At 61.5% G+C, this 17090-nt stretch carries 18 protein-coding genes; 7 read left to right on the top strand and 11 right to left on the bottom strand.

All coding sequences use genetic code 11. The features are described from left to right. From AC07P1_RS29055 to AC07P1_RS29040, 4 genes are all read left to right on the top strand, one after another. Nucleotides 1-945, top strand: coding sequence for a 5'-nucleotidase (locus AC07P1_RS29055; protein WP_494699108.1), 945 nt, complete (start codon nucleotides 1-3; stop codon nucleotides 943-945). Nucleotides 946-1083: 138 nt separating this feature from the next. Further along, complete coding sequence (mfd, locus tag AC07P1_RS29050; protein ID WP_494699107.1) at nucleotides 1084-4527, top strand: transcription-repair coupling factor; 3444 nt, start codon at nucleotides 1084-1086, stop codon at nucleotides 4525-4527. Between the two features lie 68 nt (nucleotides 4528-4595). Further along, a complete protein-coding gene (gene serB / locus AC07P1_RS29045; protein WP_494699187.1) occupies nucleotides 4596-5438 on the top strand; it encodes a phosphoserine phosphatase SerB in 843 nt (280 codons plus the stop codon). 24 nt (nucleotides 5439-5462) lie between these two features. Then, nucleotides 5463-6248, top strand: coding sequence for an EAL domain-containing protein (locus AC07P1_RS29040; RefSeq protein WP_494699106.1), 786 nt, complete (start codon nucleotides 5463-5465; stop codon nucleotides 6246-6248). Here the strand turns inward: AC07P1_RS29040 and AC07P1_RS29035 are convergent. Together AC07P1_RS29035 and AC07P1_RS29030 are read right to left on the bottom strand one after the other, a co-directional pair. Then, nucleotides 6223-6795 carry a GNAT family N-acetyltransferase gene (locus tag AC07P1_RS29035; RefSeq protein ID WP_494699105.1) on the bottom strand — a complete coding sequence of 191 codons (573 nt, stop codon included), beginning with the start codon at nucleotides 6793-6795 and terminating at the stop codon, nucleotides 6223-6225. The genes AC07P1_RS29040 and AC07P1_RS29035 overlap by 26 nt on opposite strands. 1 nt (nucleotide 6796) lies before the next feature. Further along, nucleotides 6797-7273, bottom strand: coding sequence for a low molecular weight protein-tyrosine-phosphatase (locus AC07P1_RS29030; protein WP_494699104.1), 477 nt, complete (start codon nucleotides 7271-7273; stop codon nucleotides 6797-6799). Between the two features lie 82 nt (nucleotides 7274-7355). Here AC07P1_RS29030 and AC07P1_RS29025 point away from each other — a divergent pair, with 82 nt between their 5' ends. Both AC07P1_RS29025 and AC07P1_RS29020 read left to right on the top strand, forming a co-directional pair. Beyond that, the gene (locus AC07P1_RS29025; protein ID WP_494699103.1) at nucleotides 7356-8327 is read left to right on the top strand and encodes an AraC family transcriptional regulator; all 972 of its coding nucleotides are present in this window, start codon (nucleotides 7356-7358) and stop codon (nucleotides 8325-8327) included. A gap of 140 nt (nucleotides 8328-8467) precedes the next feature. Beyond that, nucleotides 8468-8830 (top strand): DUF4870 family protein, encoded by a 363-nt coding sequence (locus tag AC07P1_RS29020; protein WP_494699102.1) that lies wholly within the window; start codon nucleotides 8468-8470, stop codon nucleotides 8828-8830. On the opposite strand, the gene AC07P1_RS29015 is transcribed toward AC07P1_RS29020, so the two are convergent. Further along, nucleotides 8827-10257, bottom strand: a complete 1431-nt coding sequence (locus AC07P1_RS29015; protein ID WP_494699186.1) for a UdgX family uracil-DNA binding protein — start codon at nucleotides 10255-10257, stop codon at nucleotides 8827-8829. The two genes, AC07P1_RS29020 and AC07P1_RS29015, sit on opposite strands and share 4 nt — an antisense overlap. Beyond that, a complete protein-coding gene (locus AC07P1_RS29010; protein WP_471705664.1) occupies nucleotides 10254-11483 on the bottom strand; it encodes a putative DNA modification/repair radical SAM protein in 1230 nt (409 codons plus the stop codon). Before AC07P1_RS29010 ends, AC07P1_RS29015 begins: the two co-directional genes overlap by 4 nt. A 216-nt stretch (nucleotides 11484-11699) precedes the next feature. Between AC07P1_RS29010 and AC07P1_RS29005 the strand changes: the two genes are divergently transcribed. Next, nucleotides 11700-12725, top strand: a complete 1026-nt coding sequence (locus AC07P1_RS29005) for a dienelactone hydrolase family protein (protein ID WP_494699101.1) — start codon at nucleotides 11700-11702, stop codon at nucleotides 12723-12725. Here AC07P1_RS29005 and AC07P1_RS29000 read toward each other — a convergent pair. The 7 genes from AC07P1_RS29000 to AC07P1_RS28970 all read right to left on the bottom strand — a co-directional run. Continuing rightward, the gene (locus AC07P1_RS29000; protein ID WP_494699100.1) at nucleotides 12698-13423 is read right to left on the bottom strand and encodes a hypothetical protein; all 726 of its coding nucleotides are present in this window, start codon (nucleotides 13421-13423) and stop codon (nucleotides 12698-12700) included. The genes AC07P1_RS29005 and AC07P1_RS29000 overlap by 28 nt on opposite strands. Next, on the bottom strand, nucleotides 13420-14085 hold the full coding sequence (locus AC07P1_RS28995) for a hypothetical protein (RefSeq protein ID WP_494699099.1): 666 nt from the start codon (nucleotides 14083-14085) through the stop codon (nucleotides 13420-13422). Before AC07P1_RS28995 ends, AC07P1_RS29000 begins: the two co-directional genes overlap by 4 nt. A 201-nt stretch (nucleotides 14086-14286) precedes the next feature. Further along, nucleotides 14287-14709, bottom strand: a complete 423-nt coding sequence (locus AC07P1_RS28990; RefSeq protein WP_494699098.1) for a hypothetical protein — start codon at nucleotides 14707-14709, stop codon at nucleotides 14287-14289. A 47-nt stretch (nucleotides 14710-14756) separates the two neighbouring features. Next, a complete protein-coding gene (locus tag AC07P1_RS28985; protein ID WP_494699097.1) occupies nucleotides 14757-15263 on the bottom strand; it encodes a hypothetical protein in 507 nt (168 codons plus the stop codon). Between the two features lie 10 nt (nucleotides 15264-15273). After that, complete coding sequence (locus tag AC07P1_RS28980) at nucleotides 15274-15900, bottom strand: hypothetical protein (protein WP_494699096.1); 627 nt, start codon at nucleotides 15898-15900, stop codon at nucleotides 15274-15276. Between the two features lie 53 nt (nucleotides 15901-15953). Continuing rightward, nucleotides 15954-16505 carry an imm11 family protein gene (locus AC07P1_RS28975; RefSeq protein ID WP_494699095.1) on the bottom strand — a complete coding sequence of 184 codons (552 nt, stop codon included), beginning with the start codon at nucleotides 16503-16505 and terminating at the stop codon, nucleotides 15954-15956. A gap of 12 nt (nucleotides 16506-16517) precedes the next feature. Beyond that, nucleotides 16518-17090: AHH domain-containing protein (locus AC07P1_RS28970; protein WP_494699094.1), on the bottom strand; the 573-nt coding region annotated here is incomplete at its 5' end.

Raw genomic sequence — 17090 nt, 5'->3', positions numbered from 1 at the left:
ATGGCTTACCCAATTGAGCACAAACTGGTCATCGGCATCGCGTCCAGCGCGCTGTTCGACCTGACCGAATCCCACAAGATCTACCTGGAAGGCGGCGCCGAGGAATACCGTAAGTATCAGGAGCAGCATATCGACGTGATATTGGGCAAGGGCGTGGCTTTTCCGTTCATCCGCCGCTTCCTCGGCATCAACAAGCACTACGCGCAATCGTCGCCGGTCGAGGTGGTGCTGCTGTCGCGCAACTCGCCCGAAACCGGCCTGCGCGTGATGAATTCGATCGCCCACTACAACCTCGACATCTCGCGCGCCTGCTTCGTCACCGGCAAGTCGCCTTACACCTACCTGCCCGCCTTCAACACCTCGCTGTTTCTCAGCGCCAACGAGGAAGACGTGCGCAACGCGCTTGAGGCCAATTATCCGGCCGGCCTGGTGCTGCCCTCGCGCACCGAGGACGACGATGACGACACCGAGCTGCGCGTGGCCTTCGACTTCGACGGCGTGATCGCCGACGACGAGTCCGAGACCGTCTTCAAGCGCAACAACGACGTCGACGAATTCCACGCCCACGAACGCGAACGGGTGGCGATCCCGCACCAGCCGGGGCCGCTGGCCGACCTGTTCCAGAAGCTGTCGCTGATGCAGCGGCTGGAGGAACGCGCGCAGCGGCGCGACCCGGGCTACAAAAAGATCCTGCGCATCGCCATCATCACGGCGCGCAGCGCGCCCTCGCACGAGCGCGTCGTCACCACGCTCAAAAGCTGGGGCGTGTCCGCCAACGAGACGTTTTTCCTCGGCGGCATGGAGAAATCGCGGGTGCTGGCCATCTTCAAGCCGCATATCTTCTTCGACGACCAGCTTAGTCATTTGAAGTCGGTGGGCGGTAACATCCCGATGGTGCACGTGCCGTTCGGCGTGGCCAACCGGCCGCCCAAGCTGGCCATCTGATCGCCGTCCAACCCCGGGTCAGGCCGGACCACGGCGCGGGCGGGCATCGTCTATAATGTCGGCATCGGCGTTGCCACGGCGGCGCCCCCTGACCGTTGACCAACCACCCGTAACCGTTAAATCTGCGTCGCCCCTATTGTGCCCTTAGTCTTAGCCAAATCGATTCCCAAGCCCGGTAACCGCTTCGCCCTGCCCACCTTGCACGGCTCGTCGGATGCCTACGCGCTCGCGCTCACCGCGCTCGAACTGAAGTCGCAGGGCCAGATGCTGGCCGTGATCGTCGCCAACGCCAGCGACGCCCAACGCCTGCTCGACGAGATTCCATGGTTCGGCGGCGACAAGCTGCGCTGCCACCTGCTGCCGGATTGGGAAACGCTGCCCTACGACGCCTTCTCGCCGCACCAGGACCTGGTGTCCGAGCGCCTGGCCACCCTGCACGAGATCTCCAGCGGCCAGTGCGACGTGATGCTGGTGCCGGCCACCACGGCGCTGGTGCGCATGGCGCCGCCGTCGTTCCTGGCGGGGTACACCTTCTTCTTCAAAAAAGGCGAGTCGCTCGACGAGGCGCGCCTGAAGTCGCAACTGACGTTGGCCGGCTACACCCACGTGACGCAGGTGATGTCGCCCGGCGAATACTCGGTGCGCGGCGGCCTGATCGACCTGTTTCCTATGGGCTCCGCGCTGCCCTACCGGCTCGACCTGTTCGGCGACACCATCGAAACCATCCGCACCTTCGACGCCGACACCCAGCGTTCGCTGTACCCGGTCAACGAGGTGCGTCTGCTGCCCGGCCGCGAATTCCCGATGGACGAAGCGGCGCGCACCACCTTCCGCAGCCGCTGGCGCGAGCAGTTCGAAGGCGATCCTTCGCGCTCGGTGGTCTACAAGGACATCACCAGCGGCATCGCCTCGGCCGGCATCGAATACTACCTGCCGCTGTTTTTCGAAGACACGGCCACGCTGTTCGACTACCTGCCGCAAGGCGCCGCGCTGGCCCTGGTGGGCGACATCGACGCCGCCATCAAACGCTTCTGGACCGACACCGGCTCGCGCTACCGCTTCCTGAAGGCCGACCGCGAACGCCCGATCCTGCCGCCGGAGGCGCTGTTCCTGTCGGACGAGCAGTTCTTCACGCTGGCCAAACCTTACGCCCGCCTGGCGATCTCCAAGGACGCGGACAGCGGCGCCTCGGAGCTGTCCGCCCCGGTGCCCAACATCGCCGTCAACCGCCACAGCGACGACCCGCTGACCAATCTGCGCGCCTATTTGCTGCAAGCGGGCCGCCGCGTGATGATCTGCGCCGAATCGAACGGCCGCCGCGAAACGCTGCAGCAGTACTTCACCGAATACGATCTGGCGCTCACGCCGGTCGAGGGCTTCGAAGGCTTCGCCACCTCGAACGCCAGGCTGGCCCTGGGCGTGGCCCCGCTGCACGCCGGCTTCGAACTATCGACACCGAACGAGAACCTGATTTTCATCACCGAGACCGAGCTGTATGCGGGTTCGGGCCGCCGCGTCGGCAAGAAGAAGCAGGAAGCCGTCACCCAGGTCGAGTCGATGGTGCGCGATCTGTCGGAGCTGAAAATCGGCGATCCGGTGGTGCACATCAACCACGGCATCGGGCGCTACATGGGCCTGACCAGCATGGACCTGGGCGAAGGCGAAACCGAATTCCTGCACCTGGAATACGCCAAGGACACCAAGCTGTATGTGCCGGTGTCGCAGCTGCACGTGATCTCGCGCTACTCGGGCGCCTCGCCGGAGGACGCGCCGCTGCACTCGCTCGGTTCGGGCCAGTGGGAAAAGGCCAAGCGCCGCGCCGCCGAGCAGGTGCGCGACACCGCCGCCGAGCTGTTGAACCTGTACGCCCGCCGCGCGCTGCGCGAAGGCCACGCGTTCGAATATTCCGCGCACGACTACGAGCGCTTCGCCGACAGCTTCGGCTTCGACGAAACGCCGGACCAGCAGGAGGCGATCAACAACGTCATCAAGGATATGACGTCGGGCAAGCCGATGGACCGGCTGGTGTGCGGCGACGTCGGCTTCGGCAAGACCGAGGTCGCCCTGCGCGCGGCCTTCATCGCCGTCATGGGCGGCCGGCAGGTCGCCATCCTGGCGCCGACCACGCTGCTGGCGGAGCAGCACGCGCAAACCTTCGCCGACCGCTTCGCCGACTGGCCGGTGCGCATCGCCGAAATGTCGCGCTTCCGCAGCGGCAAGGAGATCACGCAAGCGATCAAGGGCATGGCCGACGGCACGCTGGACATCGTCATCGGCACCCACAAGCTGCTGTCGGACGACGTCAAGTTCACCCGACTGGGCCTGGTCATCATCGACGAGGAGCACCGCTTCGGCGTGCGCCAGAAGGAGGCGCTCAAGTCCTTGCGCGCCGAAGTCGACGTGCTGACCCTGACCGCCACGCCGATCCCGCGCACCCTGGGCATGGCGCTCGAAGGTTTGCGCGACTTCTCGGTCATCGCCACGGCACCGCAAAAGCGCCTGGCGATCAAGACCTTCGTGCGCAGCGAGGGCGAATCGATCATCCGCGAAGCCTGCCTGCGCGAACTGAAACGCGGCGGCCAGGTGTACTTCCTGCACAACGAGGTCGAGACCATCCAGAACCGCATGGCGATGCTCACCGAACTGCTGCCGGAGGCGCGCATCGCCGTAGCCCACGGCCAGATGCACGAACGCGACCTGGAAAAGGTCATGCGCGACTTCGTGGCGCAGCGCTTCAACATCCTGCTGTGCACCACGATTATCGAAACCGGTATCGACGTGCCGACCGCGAACACCATCATCATGCACCGCGCCGACAAGTTCGGCCTGGCGCAGCTGCACCAGCTGCGCGGGCGCGTGGGCCGCTCGCACCACCAGGCCTACGCCTACCTGCTGGTGACGGACGTGCAGTCGCTGACCAAACAGGCGCAGCGCCGCCTCGACGCCATCCAGCAGATGGAGGAACTGGGCAGCGGCTTCTATCTTGCGATGCACGACCTGGAAATCCGCGGCGCCGGCGAGGTGCTGGGCGACAGCCAGTCCGGCGAGATGACCGAAATCGGCTTCCAGCTGTATTCGGACATGCTCAACGAGGCGGTGCGCTCGCTCAAGGCCGGCAAGGAACCCGACCTGGCCGCGCCGCTGGCCACCACCACCGAGATCAACCTGCACGTGCCGGCGCTGCTGCCGGCCGACTTCTGTGGCGACGTCCACGAACGCTTGTCCATTTATAAACGCATGGCCAACTGCAACGTGCAGGACAAGATCGACGACATGCAGGAAGAGATGATCGACCGCTTCGGCAAGCTGCCCGACGCCGTCAAGGCGCTGATCGAAACGCACCGCCTGCGCATCGCCGCCAAGACGGTGGGCATCATCAAGATCGACGCCCACGGCGAAGCGGCCACGCTGCAGTTCATGGCCAAACCGCCGATCGATCCGATGCGCATCATCGAGCTGATACAAAAAAACCGCCAGATCAAGCTCAATGGCCAGGACAAACTCAAGATCACCGCCAACATGCCGGATCTCGCGGCGCGCGTGGCGCAGATCAAAGGCGCCATCAAACAGTTGACCGCTTGAGCCAAGCATCGTAAGTTGATGCATTAGCCCAAACAACGCTAAATTTTATGAAAAACGCACAAGACACCATGAACCTGGTTTTACAGGGGCTCGACGATTGCAAGGCCCGACTCGAACGCATCGCCGCCCTCACCGCACCGAAAACCGTCATCTGGATCAACGAGCGCGCGCTGCGCTGCGAAGGCATCACCTTCTCGCCGGCGCTGCGCCAGACCATCGAGGTGGCCGCCCACGCGGCGCAACTCGATGCCACGTACTCGATCGGCATGCACAAGATGAGCGATTTCAAACTGGTCGCCATGGATATGGATTCGACGCTGATCACCATCGAGTGCATCGACGAAATCGCCGACATGCAGGGTTTAAAGCCGCAAGTGTCCGAGATCACCGAGGCGGCCATGCGCGGCGAACTCGATTTCGCCGAGAGCCTCAAGCGCCGCGTCGCGCTGCTTGAAGGGCTGGACGCGTCGGCGCTGGAGCGCGTCTACGACGAACGGCTGCAATTGTCGCCGGGCGCCGAGACCATGCTCAAGGCGGTGCAACAGGCCGGCCTGAAAACGCTGCTGGTGTCGGGCGGCTTCACCTTCTTCACCGAGCGCCTGAAAACGCGCCTGGGCCTCGACTACACCAACGCCAACGAACTGGAAGTGGTCGACGGCAGGCTGACCGGCAAGGTGATCGGCACCATCGTCGACGCCGAGGAAAAGAAGCGCACCGTCGAACGCGTGTGCGCGGAGTTGGGCATCGCGCCGTCGCAGGCGATCGTCATGGGCGACGGCGCCAACGACCTTAAAATGATGGGTATCTCGGGCATGTCGGTGGCGTTCCGCGCCAAGCCGGTGGTGCGCGAACAGGCGAATGTGGCATTGAACTTTGTCGGATTGGACGGTATCCTGCCATTACTAACCTGATTTCTTCCGGAGTTGACCAGATCCATGTCCGACGACCATCCGAACGAACATGGCAAACCTCCCGCTCCGGCGGGTTGTGCGCAGTGCAAAAAAGCCGGGCCGCTGCCGTTCGACTTCATCTTCGCCTACCAACCCATTGTCGAGCTAAGCACGCGCACCATCTACGCGCACGAAGCGCTGGTGAGGGGGCCGAACGGCGAATCGGCGTGGTCGGTGCTGTCGCAGGTGAACGATGAGAACCGCTACGCCTTCGACCAGGCCTGCCGCGTGGCCGCGATCAAGGGCGCGGCCGAGCTCGATATGCAGGGTTATCTGTCGATAAACTTCCTGCCGAACGCCGTGTACCGGCCCGAGGCCTGCATCCGCAGCACCTTCGACGCCGCCAAACAATACAACTTCCCCACCGAACGCATCATCTTCGAAGTGACCGAGGGGGAGCAGATACAGGACCGCCCGCACCTGGTCGACATCTTCAGGGAATACCGGCGCTTCGGCTTTCAAACCGCGATCGACGACTTCGGCGCCGGCTACGCGGGCCTGAACCTGCTGGCCGAATACCAGCCGCATATCGTCAAGATCGACATGGACCTGGTGCGCGGCATCGACAACAACGCGGCCAAACAAGCCATCGTGCGCGGCATCGTCGCCATCTGCGGGGATCTCGACATCAAGGTGCTGGCCGAAGGCATAGAAACCGCGGCCGAGCGCGATTGCCTGCGCGGCGCCGGCATCGACCTGATGCAAGGCTACCTGTTCTGCCGGCCGGCGCTGCAAGCGGTCGGCGTCATCGATCCGGCTTCCTGGGATTGACGGTCCCGCTGCCCGCTCCCGGCAGCAGCGCATACATCGCCGCCGGTATCGCCACGCCGCGTATGACCAGGCGGTTGTGCAGGATGCCTTCAAAGCGCGCGCCGGCCTTCCCTGCCACCTTGCGGCTGCGCTCATTCTGTTCGGCCGCGACGATCTCCAGCCGCGTCAAGCCGAGTTTATCGAAGCCATAGGCGGCCATCAGGCGCGCCGCGCGCGGCGCGATGCCCTCTCCGTGGCGCGACTGCCGCACCCAGAAACCCAGGTTGGCAAAATCATGTTCCCGATTGATATGGTTGATGCCGATGCCGCCGAGGTAGCCGTCGTCGGCGGCGTCGAAGATCCCCACGCTGAACGCGCTGCCCTCCGCGCGATCGTTGTCGCAGGTTTGCACCCAGTGCTCGGCGTCGGCCAGCGTGAAGGCGGCGTCGCACCACGGCAGCCAGACGCCGACGGTCGATACGGATTCCAGCGCGGCCCGCGTCAACGCCGGCGCGTCCGCCAACAGCAGCGGACGCAGACAAAGGCCGTTGCCGGTGAGGATCGTCATGCTACTTCGCCCGCAATCGCGCGATCAGGCCGTCCGAGGCGTCCTCGATATAGTCGAGCACCAGATCGAAACCGCGCCCGCCGCCGTAGTATGGATCGGGAACGACATCCGATCCGCTCCGGCTGGCGTGCGCCATGAGCAGGCCCAGTTTATGCCGGTGTTGCGGCGGACAGGCCGCCTCCAGCAGGCGCAAATTGTCGTGATCCATCGCCAGCACATGGTCGAAGGCTTCGAAGTCCGCGGCCGCCACCTTGCGCGAACGCTGGGCCGACAAGTCGTAGCCGCGCTTGGCGGCGAACTCCATCGAGCGCGTGTCCGGCGGTTCGCCGACGTGGTAGCCGTGGGTGCCGGCCGAGTCGATGACGAAACGCCCGCCCAGGCCGGCGGCCTCCACGCGATGACGGAACACGCCTTCCGCCGTGGGCGAACGGCAGATATTACCCATGCAAACGAACAGCACCGAAACAGCCTTGCTCATGACGACACTCGAAAAAAAACACGGAAGCGGCTACTTTACGCCAGCCGCGAAGGGAATGCCATCGCATTGCTATAATTAGCATATGACCAACACTTCCCACCCCTCCGCGCGCGCCGAATACACGCGGCGCATGAACCGCGTGCTCAACTATATCGACCAACACCTGGACCAGCCGCTCGACCTGCGGCAGCTGGCCGAGGTGGCGAATTTCTCGCCTTACCATTTCCACCGCGTGTTCGCCGCGTGGATGGGCGAAACACTGGGCGACTACGCGCGGCGGCGGCGGCTGGAGAAGGCAGCCTTTCAGCTCGGCTGCAAGCCGGCGGTATCGGTGCTGGAAACGGCGCTGGCCACGGGCTTCGGCTCGGGCGAAGCGTTCTCGCGCGCCTTCAAGCTCAAGTTCGGCTGCACGCCCACCGAATGGCGTCTGGACACCCGCCGCCGCCTGGCCTCACAAGCGCTGCCGACCGGCGGCGGCCCTGCGGACAGCAATCCGGATCAGGTACTCCGCAAGCTCGATCAGACGCCGCAACGCGGCATCGACGACGATGGCATCTCCAACAACGACCGAGGAGACTTCCACATGAACGTCAGCATCATCGACCTGCCCGCCGCGCGCGTGGCCTACCATCGCTACATCGGACCATACGGGCCAGGTATCGGCGCCTTCTGGCGCGCCACAGTTTCACCATGGATACAGTCGCACGGCCTCGGCCAGCAGCCCTGCTACGGCGTCGGCCTGGACGATCCCAGCATCACGCCGCCCGACAAATGCCGCTATGACGCCTGCGTCGCGGTGCCGGACAACTTCGACGCCGGCGGCTCGGCCGACATCGCCACCCTGCCCGGCGGCCGCTACGCCGTGGCCCGCTTCGAAGGCCAGCCGGCCGGCATCGCCGATGCCTGGACCTGGCTCACGCGCAACTGGCTACCGGAAAGCGGCCTGCAGTGCGACGACCGGCCGTGCTTCGAAATGTTCAGGCAAGACACCGTGACCAATCCTCAAAACGGCCAGATGGTGTGCGACATCTGCATCCCGGTGCGGCCGCTGTAACACCCGAAACACCGGCCGGCAAGTGTGCGGCGCCGCACGTTTGCCGGCCATCGCCGGGAATTTTGGCGCAATTTATACGCCCAAGCCGAAATCACGTTGCTATAATCCCAATCAAGTCCATCAACTTTAAAGGAAATACCATGTCGCAGGAATTGGTTCTGGATAGCCGGGTCGGCTCCGCTAAGACCACCGCATGGTGGCTCTACGTCGTCCACGCCGTGAGTTTCGTCTTTTCGTTGGGCTTGTTCTCCGTGATCCCGCTGATCATCAACTACGTGCAACGTCCGGGCACCGAAGGCACGTTCGTCCACAGCCACCACACGTGGATGATCCGCTCGTTCTGGTGGTACGTGGTCTGGATGGCCGTTGGCGGCCTGCTGGCGGTCACCATCATCGGCATTCCGGTCGCGTGGCTGGTGTGGATCGGCGCCTGGATCTGGAAAGCCTACCGGCTGATCGTCGGCTTCATCCGCCTGAACGAAAACTCGGCGGCGCCGATCTAATCACCGAGCAAGCGCTTCGCCTCGCGCAGGCCTTCGACGATCACCTCGTAGGCCTGCCGGCGCGTGGCCTCGTCCGGCGCGCGCAGCACATACGACGGGTGGTACACCGTCACCACCCAGCGGCCATCATGCCGGACCGGCGCGTCCATCACCGACTTCATCGTCACGCTGCCGTCCTGCAACACCGACTTCAGCGCCGTGCCGCCGAGCGCTACCACCACCTCCGGGCGCACGCGCGCCAACTCCTCCTCCAGCCACAGATGGCAGGCGGAGATTTCCTTTTGCGCCGGCGTCTTGTGCAGCCGGCGCTTGCCGCGCAGCTCCCACTTGAAGTGTTTGACGGCGTTGGTCAGGTAGATACCGTCGCGCTCCATGCCCGCCTGCGCCATGGCTTTTTCCAGCACCGCGCCGGCCGGGCCGACGAACGGCAGTCCCTGCAAATCCTCCTGGTCGCCCGGCTGCTCGCCGACCAGCATGATGCGCGCCCGCTTCGGTCCGACGCCGGGCACCGCCTTGGTGGCGTTTTCCCACAGGTCGCAGCGGCGGCATTGATCCAGCGTGGTCGGCTGCTCGCGCTGCGGCTGGGCGCGTTCGGCGGCGATCGGGATCGTGGTCGCGCCGCCGCGCCGGCCCACGGTGCCGGTCTGGCCGGTGCGCCGCTCGCCGTTGGCCGCCGCGCTGACCATCGCCGGCACGATCGCCCCTTCCGGCAGATTCTTCCAGAAACGCGAAGGGATATGGCTGCGCAGCAAATCGGCGTTCAGGCGCGCCGGGTTGAAGATGCTGCGGTAGTAGGTCAGCCACAGCGCCTCGCCGGCGTCCTCGATATCGGCGGCGCTGCGCATCAGCGACGGCGCCTCGTGCAGCTGCTCGCCGTCCCACAGCACGGCGGCGGCCGGCGTGGCGATCATCCACGTGACGTTGCCCATGCGACGGGCGAAATGCCGCGCCACCTGAGGCAGCACCTCGTGGGTGGGTTCGAACCAGGCGACGAAGCGCGGCGCGCCGTCCTCCTCCTTGCGCTCGCGGAAACGTACATACGCGTGCATGTCATGCTCCTCCCGATGCACCGCCTTGACCATCCCGTGCAGCCGCGCGCCATCGGGATCGGCCGGCGAGATCACATCGCGCTCGCCCAGGTGCCAGCGCCACACCACCTTGTACAGAAAGGACCAGCGGTCCGGGGCGCTGAAACAGGCGGCGCTGACAAGTAGCTCCATCAATTGGCGCGGCAGCCGCAGGGTTGCTTGCGGTGCGAAATTCGTCTCGGGCGTGGCGCCAGCTTCCTCCGCCGGCGCGGCGGAGAACAAATCTCCATCTTCCGGCTGCGATAACCATTCTACGAATTCGGGCGCGACGTGGCGCGCGATTAGCTCGCGTGCCGCGTCGCGCCATTCGTCGAACGATTGGACCACCCGCCGCATCATGCCGCCTGCAGCTCCGGCCACAAATTCATCTGCTGGGGCGCATCGGCCATGGCGCGGCGCAGATGCTCGGACGGACCGGCGTCGTTGGACGGGAAATAGTCGGCCGTGATGATAAAGGGCGAAATCTTCTTCATACTGCAGCGCAGCCGCGACAGATCGGCGTAACGGATTTGCCGCAGCCGCCGCAGATCGATCAGCCGCTGGGCGTTGCGCAAGCCGATGCCGGGGATGCGCGCGATCATATGCGGCTCCGCGCGGTTCAGGTCCATCGGAAAATGCTCGCGGTGCTCCAGCGCCCACGCCAGCTTGGGATCGATGTCGAGCGCCAGGTTGCCGGTCGCCGGCAACAGCTCCTTGACCTGAAAGCCGTAACTGCGCAGCAGGAAATCAGCCTGGTACAGACGATGCTCGCGCAGCATCGGCGGCGGCGCCAAAGGCACGCTTTTCGGGCTCTGCGGAATCGGGCTGAAGGCCGAGTAGTACACGCGTTTGAGTTTGTAACTGCCGTACAGCGTCTCCGCCGTCGTCAGTATCTGCTGGTCGTCGCTGGCGTCGGCACCGACGATCATCTGCGTGCTTTGCCCGGCCGGCGCGAAGCGCGGCGACTTGGGCTCCTCGGCCTTTTCATCGAGCTTGCGGCGGATGGAACCCATCGCCAGCTTGATCGTGTGAACACTTTTTTCGGGCGCCAGCTTCTGCACGCTGTCCTGCGTCGGCAGCTCGATATTGACGCTCAGGCGGTCCGCATAGCGGCCGGCCGCCGCGATCAGCGCCGGATCGGCGTCGGGAATGGTCTTCAGATGAATATAGCCACGGAACTGGTGCACCTCGCGCAACTCGCGCGCCACCTGCACCAGCTGCTCCATCGTGTAATCGGCCGACTGGATGATGCCGGAACTGAGAAACAGCCCGTCGATGTAATTGCGGAGATAGAAATCGGTGGTCAACTTGACCACTTCGGCCACCGTGAAGCGGGCGCGCGGCACGTTCGACGTGCGGCGGTTGACGCAGTACTGGCAATCGTACAGGCAGTAATTGGTCAGCAGGATCTTCAGCAGGGAAACACAACGCCCATCCGGCGTATAGCTATGGCAGATGCCCATGCCGGTGGTCGCGCCGAAACCATCCTTGCCAATCGAATTGCGCTTCGGCGCGCCGCTGCTGGCGCAGGAGGCGTCGTACTTTGCCGCGTCGGCCAGGATCTCCAGCTTGTCCGTCAACTCCATGCTTGCCTCGATGTTCTGATACTGTATAAAAACACAGTATAACAATCTTTTGGTAAGCCACGGCGGATTATTGACGATCACAACGGCATTCGGCCACACTCCTCAATGAATACCGGGTCAACTACGGTGCAACGACCGCCGCATGCCTGGCATGATCGATACGCATCCCTGCCCGCATCAGGCAGGTCATGGTTTTACCTTTGAATGATCCGAATGATGCGCAAAAAACTCCGTTTTACATCACTGTCGCTGCTGCTGTCGCTGCCGATCGCCCACTCGCAGGCGCAACGGATTTACGATAGCCTCGCCGCCAAGCCGGACGGCCTGATTCACTTTAACAGCGCCACGCCGGCCAACCGCTATCAACTGGCGCATCGCACCTATCCGCCGACACCAACGGTGATATGGGGGACGCTATCGCTGCCTGCAAGTAAAGCGCCCTACCCGGCCATGGTGATCGCCCACGGCTCGGCCGGCGTGCAGAAAAAGGACGGGCAGCGGTGGGTGCCGCTGCTAAACAGCATGGGCATCGCCACGTTTCAAGTCGACTCCTTCAAACCGCGCAATATCGACCGCACCGACGAGGACCAGTCGCAGCTGGACCAGTCGGCCAATGACGCCGACGCGCTGGCGGCGCTTAAACTATTGGCCACCGATCCGCGCATCGATCCCAAGCGCATCGGCGTGATGGGTTTTTCACGCGGCGGGATCGTCGCGCTGGAAACAGCGGTGAACCGCTTTCGCGAAGGCGTCATCGACGGCGATTTACGCTTCGCCGCGCACATCGCGTTTTATCCCGGCTGTGGATTACGCTACTGGCGCACGCCTTCGCCAATGACCGGCGCGCCCATCATGATGGCGTTGGGGGAGAAGGATGACTATGTGCCGGCCAAGCCCTGCCTTGACTACGCCCAGACGATGCAACAGGCGGGCCAGGAGGTGGAGGTACACGTCTACAAGAACGCGTACCACGACTTCGACAACACCGTGCAATACCTCAAGCACAGCGACCGGACCGAGACGGGCAAGCATTGCGCCGAACGCGAAATCGACCCGGTCAGTTGGCAATACAAGTTCGTCGACAGTGGCGAGACCTTCCGCGACTACAAGGCCTTCGCGGCAAAACTAGGCAATTGCGTCACGCGCGGCGACGTCACCACCGGCTCCAACCCGGCGGCCGCAAAGGAATCGGAAGGCGACGTGCGGGCGTTTCTTCAGCGCGTGTTCAAGCTGGAGCGCTGATCGATTGCCGCCATGTTCCTCCACGGATTCGGCGTGTCCGCAGACAACCGCCCATCGACGCGCAAGGTAAGTACACTGCCCGGCGAAGGGGGCGCCTCGTGAAGCGCCGACGTATTGAACATGAAAGCTGGCGAGTCGATGCGCAGCTTGTCCGCGCCGGAACCGAGCTCCAGCCCGCGCCGCATCGACAAGTCGAAATAGATGAACTGGTGCGTGCCCTTGAATATCGGATTGAATTCCGCCGGCAGATCGCGATGCAGTGGGATGATGCTGCCGCGATAGCTTTCCCACAGGATGATGCGCCCGATGCTGGCAAACGGAAGCTGCTCTATCCACGCCAACGTCTCCGGGAAATGCTTTCGCGCCCACTGCGTGGGCATGGCCACTTCATCTCCCATGCTTTCGTACTTCAAATTGGTGGTTAACTGAAGTTGCCGGTCGAGCGCGGGATAGCCGACGGGGTCGATCAACTCCAGATAAGTTCTGTTCTCCGCAGTATTTTTCAGCTCCCTTGCGTTCAGGCGTGCCACGACCGAATCATTGTGCACGCCGCGTCGCCCATCGAGCTCGGCCTGTTCCGGAAAAAATGACGTCTTGGTACCGACCGGGCAGCGCGAAAACTCCCAGGCGAGCACGGAATACAGCTCCATCGGCGCGCGCGGCAAAAGACCGGCATAGTCAAAATAGGTAGGTATCATTCGAGGAGCGGCAGACGTTCGTCCGCGGAGACGGGTGCAAACTCCATGCTGCTGAAATACGTCTGCTCCACCTGCGCTGCCGGTGCAAAATCGACCAGAAGCATCGGACGGAGCCTCTGACTCTTACTTACCGTGGCATGTGGAACCCGGTTATTAAAGAGATGGAAATGTCCCCGCTGCATTTTGTAGCTCCGCATGTCGCGCGCCCTATAGTTCAACGCAATAAAATCTCCTACGCCAACCGGCGTGTGGGCGGCCCACGAAGTAAAGCAGTAATCGATGTCCGGCTCGTCCGTCAAAGGCAGGCTGACCCGATAGGTCATCGCGTGTCTCTTTGTCCTGTCGTGATGCCAAGCAACGGAGCTCATCGGTAAGAGGATGTTCAATTCGCTGTAGATCGGAATGCAATCGGCCGGCACCAGGTTCATGGCCAGCACTTGCTTCGCCATTTCGCTGCCCAGTTGCTTCAAGCGCGGATGCTCGACCTGGTCGCGCAGCATATTGCAGGAAAGACACTCGCTGACCTTATAAATAGCCTTTTGATGCTCTCCCCTTGCGGTCTTTTCAGTATGCCATGCGGTATCGCGAAATAGCTTCATGGCATCTTCTATCAGCCCGCTCGAAGCCTCGCCACATCGCTTAAGTCCGTAGGTTTTGTGCATCATTACTCCAGTGATCGATGATATATGGCAGAGCGCGATTGGCCTTGTGATGCGCCCTTGCCCGTTCTTTCATGGGCCTGTCTCGAAACACCTGACGCACGCAATAGTCGATACATCCGGGGAACCGTGGCCTGATAACTTATCCAGCGAACCCTGAAAAAGTTTAGGCTTCGCGCGCGAAGCGCAACCGCCGCATATCAGCTACTTGGACAATTGGTCAAGATAGCTTCCCGCTAGCGGCTTTATTGGATCTCCATCCCTGAATATTTCAAACTCCCGCCTGCTTGCCACAACAATCGAAAATTGATCAGGCAATGCGAGAAAGTCCATAATTTCCGGGCGCTGGAGTGCGGCCTCATACACAGAAATTGAGCGTAAATCCTTGGTGTCGATGGCGTCACCTTGGGCATCGGATAAAACCCAGCCGGTACCCACACCATGAGACCGCATCATCAGCATCAAGGGAGCTTTGAGTGCGTTTGAGGTGACCAAGAGAGGAAGGTGAAAAGGGGCAAATCGCATTGAATCCGTTACCCCCAGGCTATCGGCTGCATAGCGCTGCGTCCGCACAATTCTGATCGTCTTGGCGACAGAAGGAACGTACTTGAACGGCATCGACTTCATGTCTGGCTCAAAAACTCGAAGCTTACCGCCCTCGGTCGCTTCAAGTTTCAAAAGCACTGGGCCGAGAAGAAGTGTCTCGCCAGACTTGAATCGTTCGCCAGCAGCGACCATTTCCTCCAATGCAGAGCGGAACCACGACGCATCTGCTTCCCCCAGAGATCCATCATCAACACGAAATACAAACTCGGGTTGGCCGAATTTGCTACATCCCGTGGAAACAAAGTCTTCTTCGGAGAGGTGACGAAGGCTTCACGTACTTGGGCATATCGCCCGGGATTAACTGCTTTTGCCAACAGAAGACTGCGCATAGCTCGATGATCGAGAGGTCCGCCGACGCTGTACGGATCGAGTTTAGCGCTATCAGCCATTGGAATAGTATTTGCAAGATTTTCAACTGCCGAGAGATCTGCAAACCGCTGATAGAACGGCAGCGCGCACTGCGAAAAATACACTGCAATTTCTTGAGCCACATCTGCAACGTCGGCTGCCAGCGAGGCAGGGAAAACTTTCCAACCGCCCAACCGCGCCAATGCCGACACCGGCCGCGTCGGCATGATCACGACTTTAAAGGGTGTTGACCACTTTCTGAGCGAGGTAATGTGCCGCCTTGCGCCATTCCGTCTCGATCAGTTTGGGATCATCATGCAGCTTCTGCCAGGTCGTGGAATCCATCGGGCTGGCGATGGACGGCAACATGCTTTCGGTGTCGGTCCAGAGCACTTTGCCCGCACCGTCCGTCAACTCACCTTTGATATGCAACACCGGCACGACATTTGAGCTCATCAAGTGCGTCACGCCAAAGCCATATTGGGGAATCGAGAGCTTCAGCACAGGCAACGCGGCGTCGCCCGGTGCGGCGATGGCCACTTTGCCGGAGGCCCGCAGTACCTTTTCAAACTCGTCGCGCACGATGGCGTCGATCGATACGCCATTGGTTTGCAAGAAGTTGCTAAACGCAGTTCTATCGTTCGCAATGGAACCCGATGCCGCAGCGCCGCCGAGCGCACCGAACATCAGGCCGATGTTCGCGCCGCCGGGGGCGAGCAGAAACAGGTCGCCCTTCTGGACCGTGCTGCTGATGGCCACGGTCTTTGTGCTGACGCGATCTGCTTCACTCAGCCGTTGCGTGGACGCGCACGCGCTCAACATCAAGGCCACGGTGAGGACGGCGATTGTTTTAAATCTTTGCATGAATTCTTCCTGTTTTGATAAAAATAAATTAAGGTGTACCGCTCTGCGACCATCTACCAGCGCCAATCAGCTGGAGCGATAAACCTCGCTCCGGTAAAGCCAGCGTGCAATATCGCGTCGGCCAGCTTTTGGTCGATAACCGTAATGATGTCAAAGCAACGATCCAACCTGCAAACGGCATAACCCGCCCCCTTCGCCTCATCGATAACCAGCTTCTGAATCTTGTCTACAAAACCGCCATCACTCTGATAAATGGAATTCTGATAGTCGAAACAATCGACTTTCCCCAACAAGTTAAAACAATAGTACGCGCCAAAATTCAAGCGCTGCCCATACCTCATCAGTTCAATCGGCAAGAACTCTGCCTCCACAACGTGGCTAGATAACATTTCCTTCAAACGCTCTGAGACGAACATGAGGGACCCGGTCTCAAAATAATCCGCCGGCGGATAATCCGAGGTAACATCAAGTTTCAACGTCGGAAGCTTACCAACCAATGGATGACAAGCAGTAATACGCAAGCCCGCCAACGCTTTCGCGTTTTGGATCGTAGCCCGTGTGTAGACCTTCTCATTCTCAAAGTCAGATTTCCAAACTAAATGCATCTCTTTGCACCTTTAAAAATGTGGATCGGCATTTTGCAGACGGATTTTTTTATCCAACAATGCCTTACGAACTGCATCTTCCGTTTTTCCAATCTCAGTCCCAAGCTTCGCATCTGGAATCAAACCCATATCATAGCGGTTTTGCAAACGTCCTAGTTGCGAGTCGACGAAATCAGTATAGGCGCCTAAATGTCTACCATTGTGAAGTGGTAACCCGCTTGCTAGCGATTCCTCCACTGTAGTCGGGAGTGCTATTCCGTTTGATCCTCGGTTAATGTCATATCCAAGCTCCGCAGCCGTTTGCATTACAGGATAACTTTGCGCCTCAGCAACACCGATCAAATGGTGTCCGGCATACCCCTCTGGAACGCCACCAGCGATATTTACGTTGATGTTGCCACGTTCGAGTGTACCCGCTGCTGCACCTCCCATGCTTGGGCCAGGCGGAACCGCGTACATAATCGCACCGGTACGTTCCAAATAATTAAATAACATCGCGTCGGCGACAGGCGCCAGCGAGGTCAGCCCCGCCATGCCCAACTGGGCTCCCTTGGCATATGCGCCGGGGCTGAACAACTCGCCGCC

It is taken from the genome of Duganella sp. GW821-FHT07F09 (genome assembly GCF_059418705.1).
Note: the sequence above shows the minus strand (reverse complement) of the source record. Positions and strands in the feature narration are given on the sequence as shown.

What these genes read in the sequence shown, in the direction of transcription:
- AC07P1_RS29020 (WP_494699102.1), top strand. Translation starts at nt 8,468, where the DNA reads ATGTCGCAGGAATTGGTTCTGGATAGCCGGGTCGGCTCCGCTAAGACC.
- AC07P1_RS28995 (WP_494699099.1), bottom strand. Translation starts at nt 14,085, where the DNA reads ATGCACAAAACCTACGGACTTAAGCGATGTGGCGAGGCTTCGAGCGGG.
- AC07P1_RS29025 (WP_494699103.1), top strand. Translation starts at nt 7,356, where the DNA reads ATGACCAACACTTCCCACCCCTCCGCGCGCGCCGAATACACGCGGCGC.
- AC07P1_RS28990 (WP_494699098.1), bottom strand. Translation starts at nt 14,709, where the DNA reads ATGAAGTCGATGCCGTTCAAGTACGTTCCTTCTGTCGCCAAGACGATC.
- AC07P1_RS28980 (WP_494699096.1), bottom strand. Translation starts at nt 15,900, where the DNA reads ATGCAAAGATTTAAAACAATCGCCGTCCTCACCGTGGCCTTGATGTTG.
- AC07P1_RS29040 (WP_494699106.1), top strand. Translation starts at nt 5,463, where the DNA reads ATGTCCGACGACCATCCGAACGAACATGGCAAACCTCCCGCTCCGGCG.
- AC07P1_RS28975 (WP_494699095.1), bottom strand. Translation starts at nt 16,505, where the DNA reads ATGCATTTAGTTTGGAAATCTGACTTTGAGAATGAGAAGGTCTACACA.
- AC07P1_RS28985 (WP_494699097.1), bottom strand. Translation starts at nt 15,263, where the DNA reads ATGCCGACGCGGCCGGTGTCGGCATTGGCGCGGTTGGGCGGTTGGAAA.
- AC07P1_RS29030 (WP_494699104.1), bottom strand. Translation starts at nt 7,273, where the DNA reads ATGAGCAAGGCTGTTTCGGTGCTGTTCGTTTGCATGGGTAATATCTGC.
- AC07P1_RS29000 (WP_494699100.1), bottom strand. Translation starts at nt 13,423, where the DNA reads ATGATACCTACCTATTTTGACTATGCCGGTCTTTTGCCGCGCGCGCCG.
- AC07P1_RS29010 (WP_471705664.1), bottom strand. Translation starts at nt 11,483, where the DNA reads ATGGAGTTGACGGACAAGCTGGAGATCCTGGCCGACGCGGCAAAGTAC.
- AC07P1_RS29055 (WP_494699108.1), top strand. Translation starts at nt 1, where the DNA reads ATGGCTTACCCAATTGAGCACAAACTGGTCATCGGCATCGCGTCCAGC.
- serB (WP_494699187.1), top strand. Translation starts at nt 4,596, where the DNA reads ATGAACCTGGTTTTACAGGGGCTCGACGATTGCAAGGCCCGACTCGAA.
- AC07P1_RS29015 (WP_494699186.1), bottom strand. Translation starts at nt 10,257, where the DNA reads ATGATGCGGCGGGTGGTCCAATCGTTCGACGAATGGCGCGACGCGGCA.
- AC07P1_RS29035 (WP_494699105.1), bottom strand. Translation starts at nt 6,795, where the DNA reads ATGACGATCCTCACCGGCAACGGCCTTTGTCTGCGTCCGCTGCTGTTG.
- AC07P1_RS29005 (WP_494699101.1), top strand. Translation starts at nt 11,700, where the DNA reads ATGCGCAAAAAACTCCGTTTTACATCACTGTCGCTGCTGCTGTCGCTG.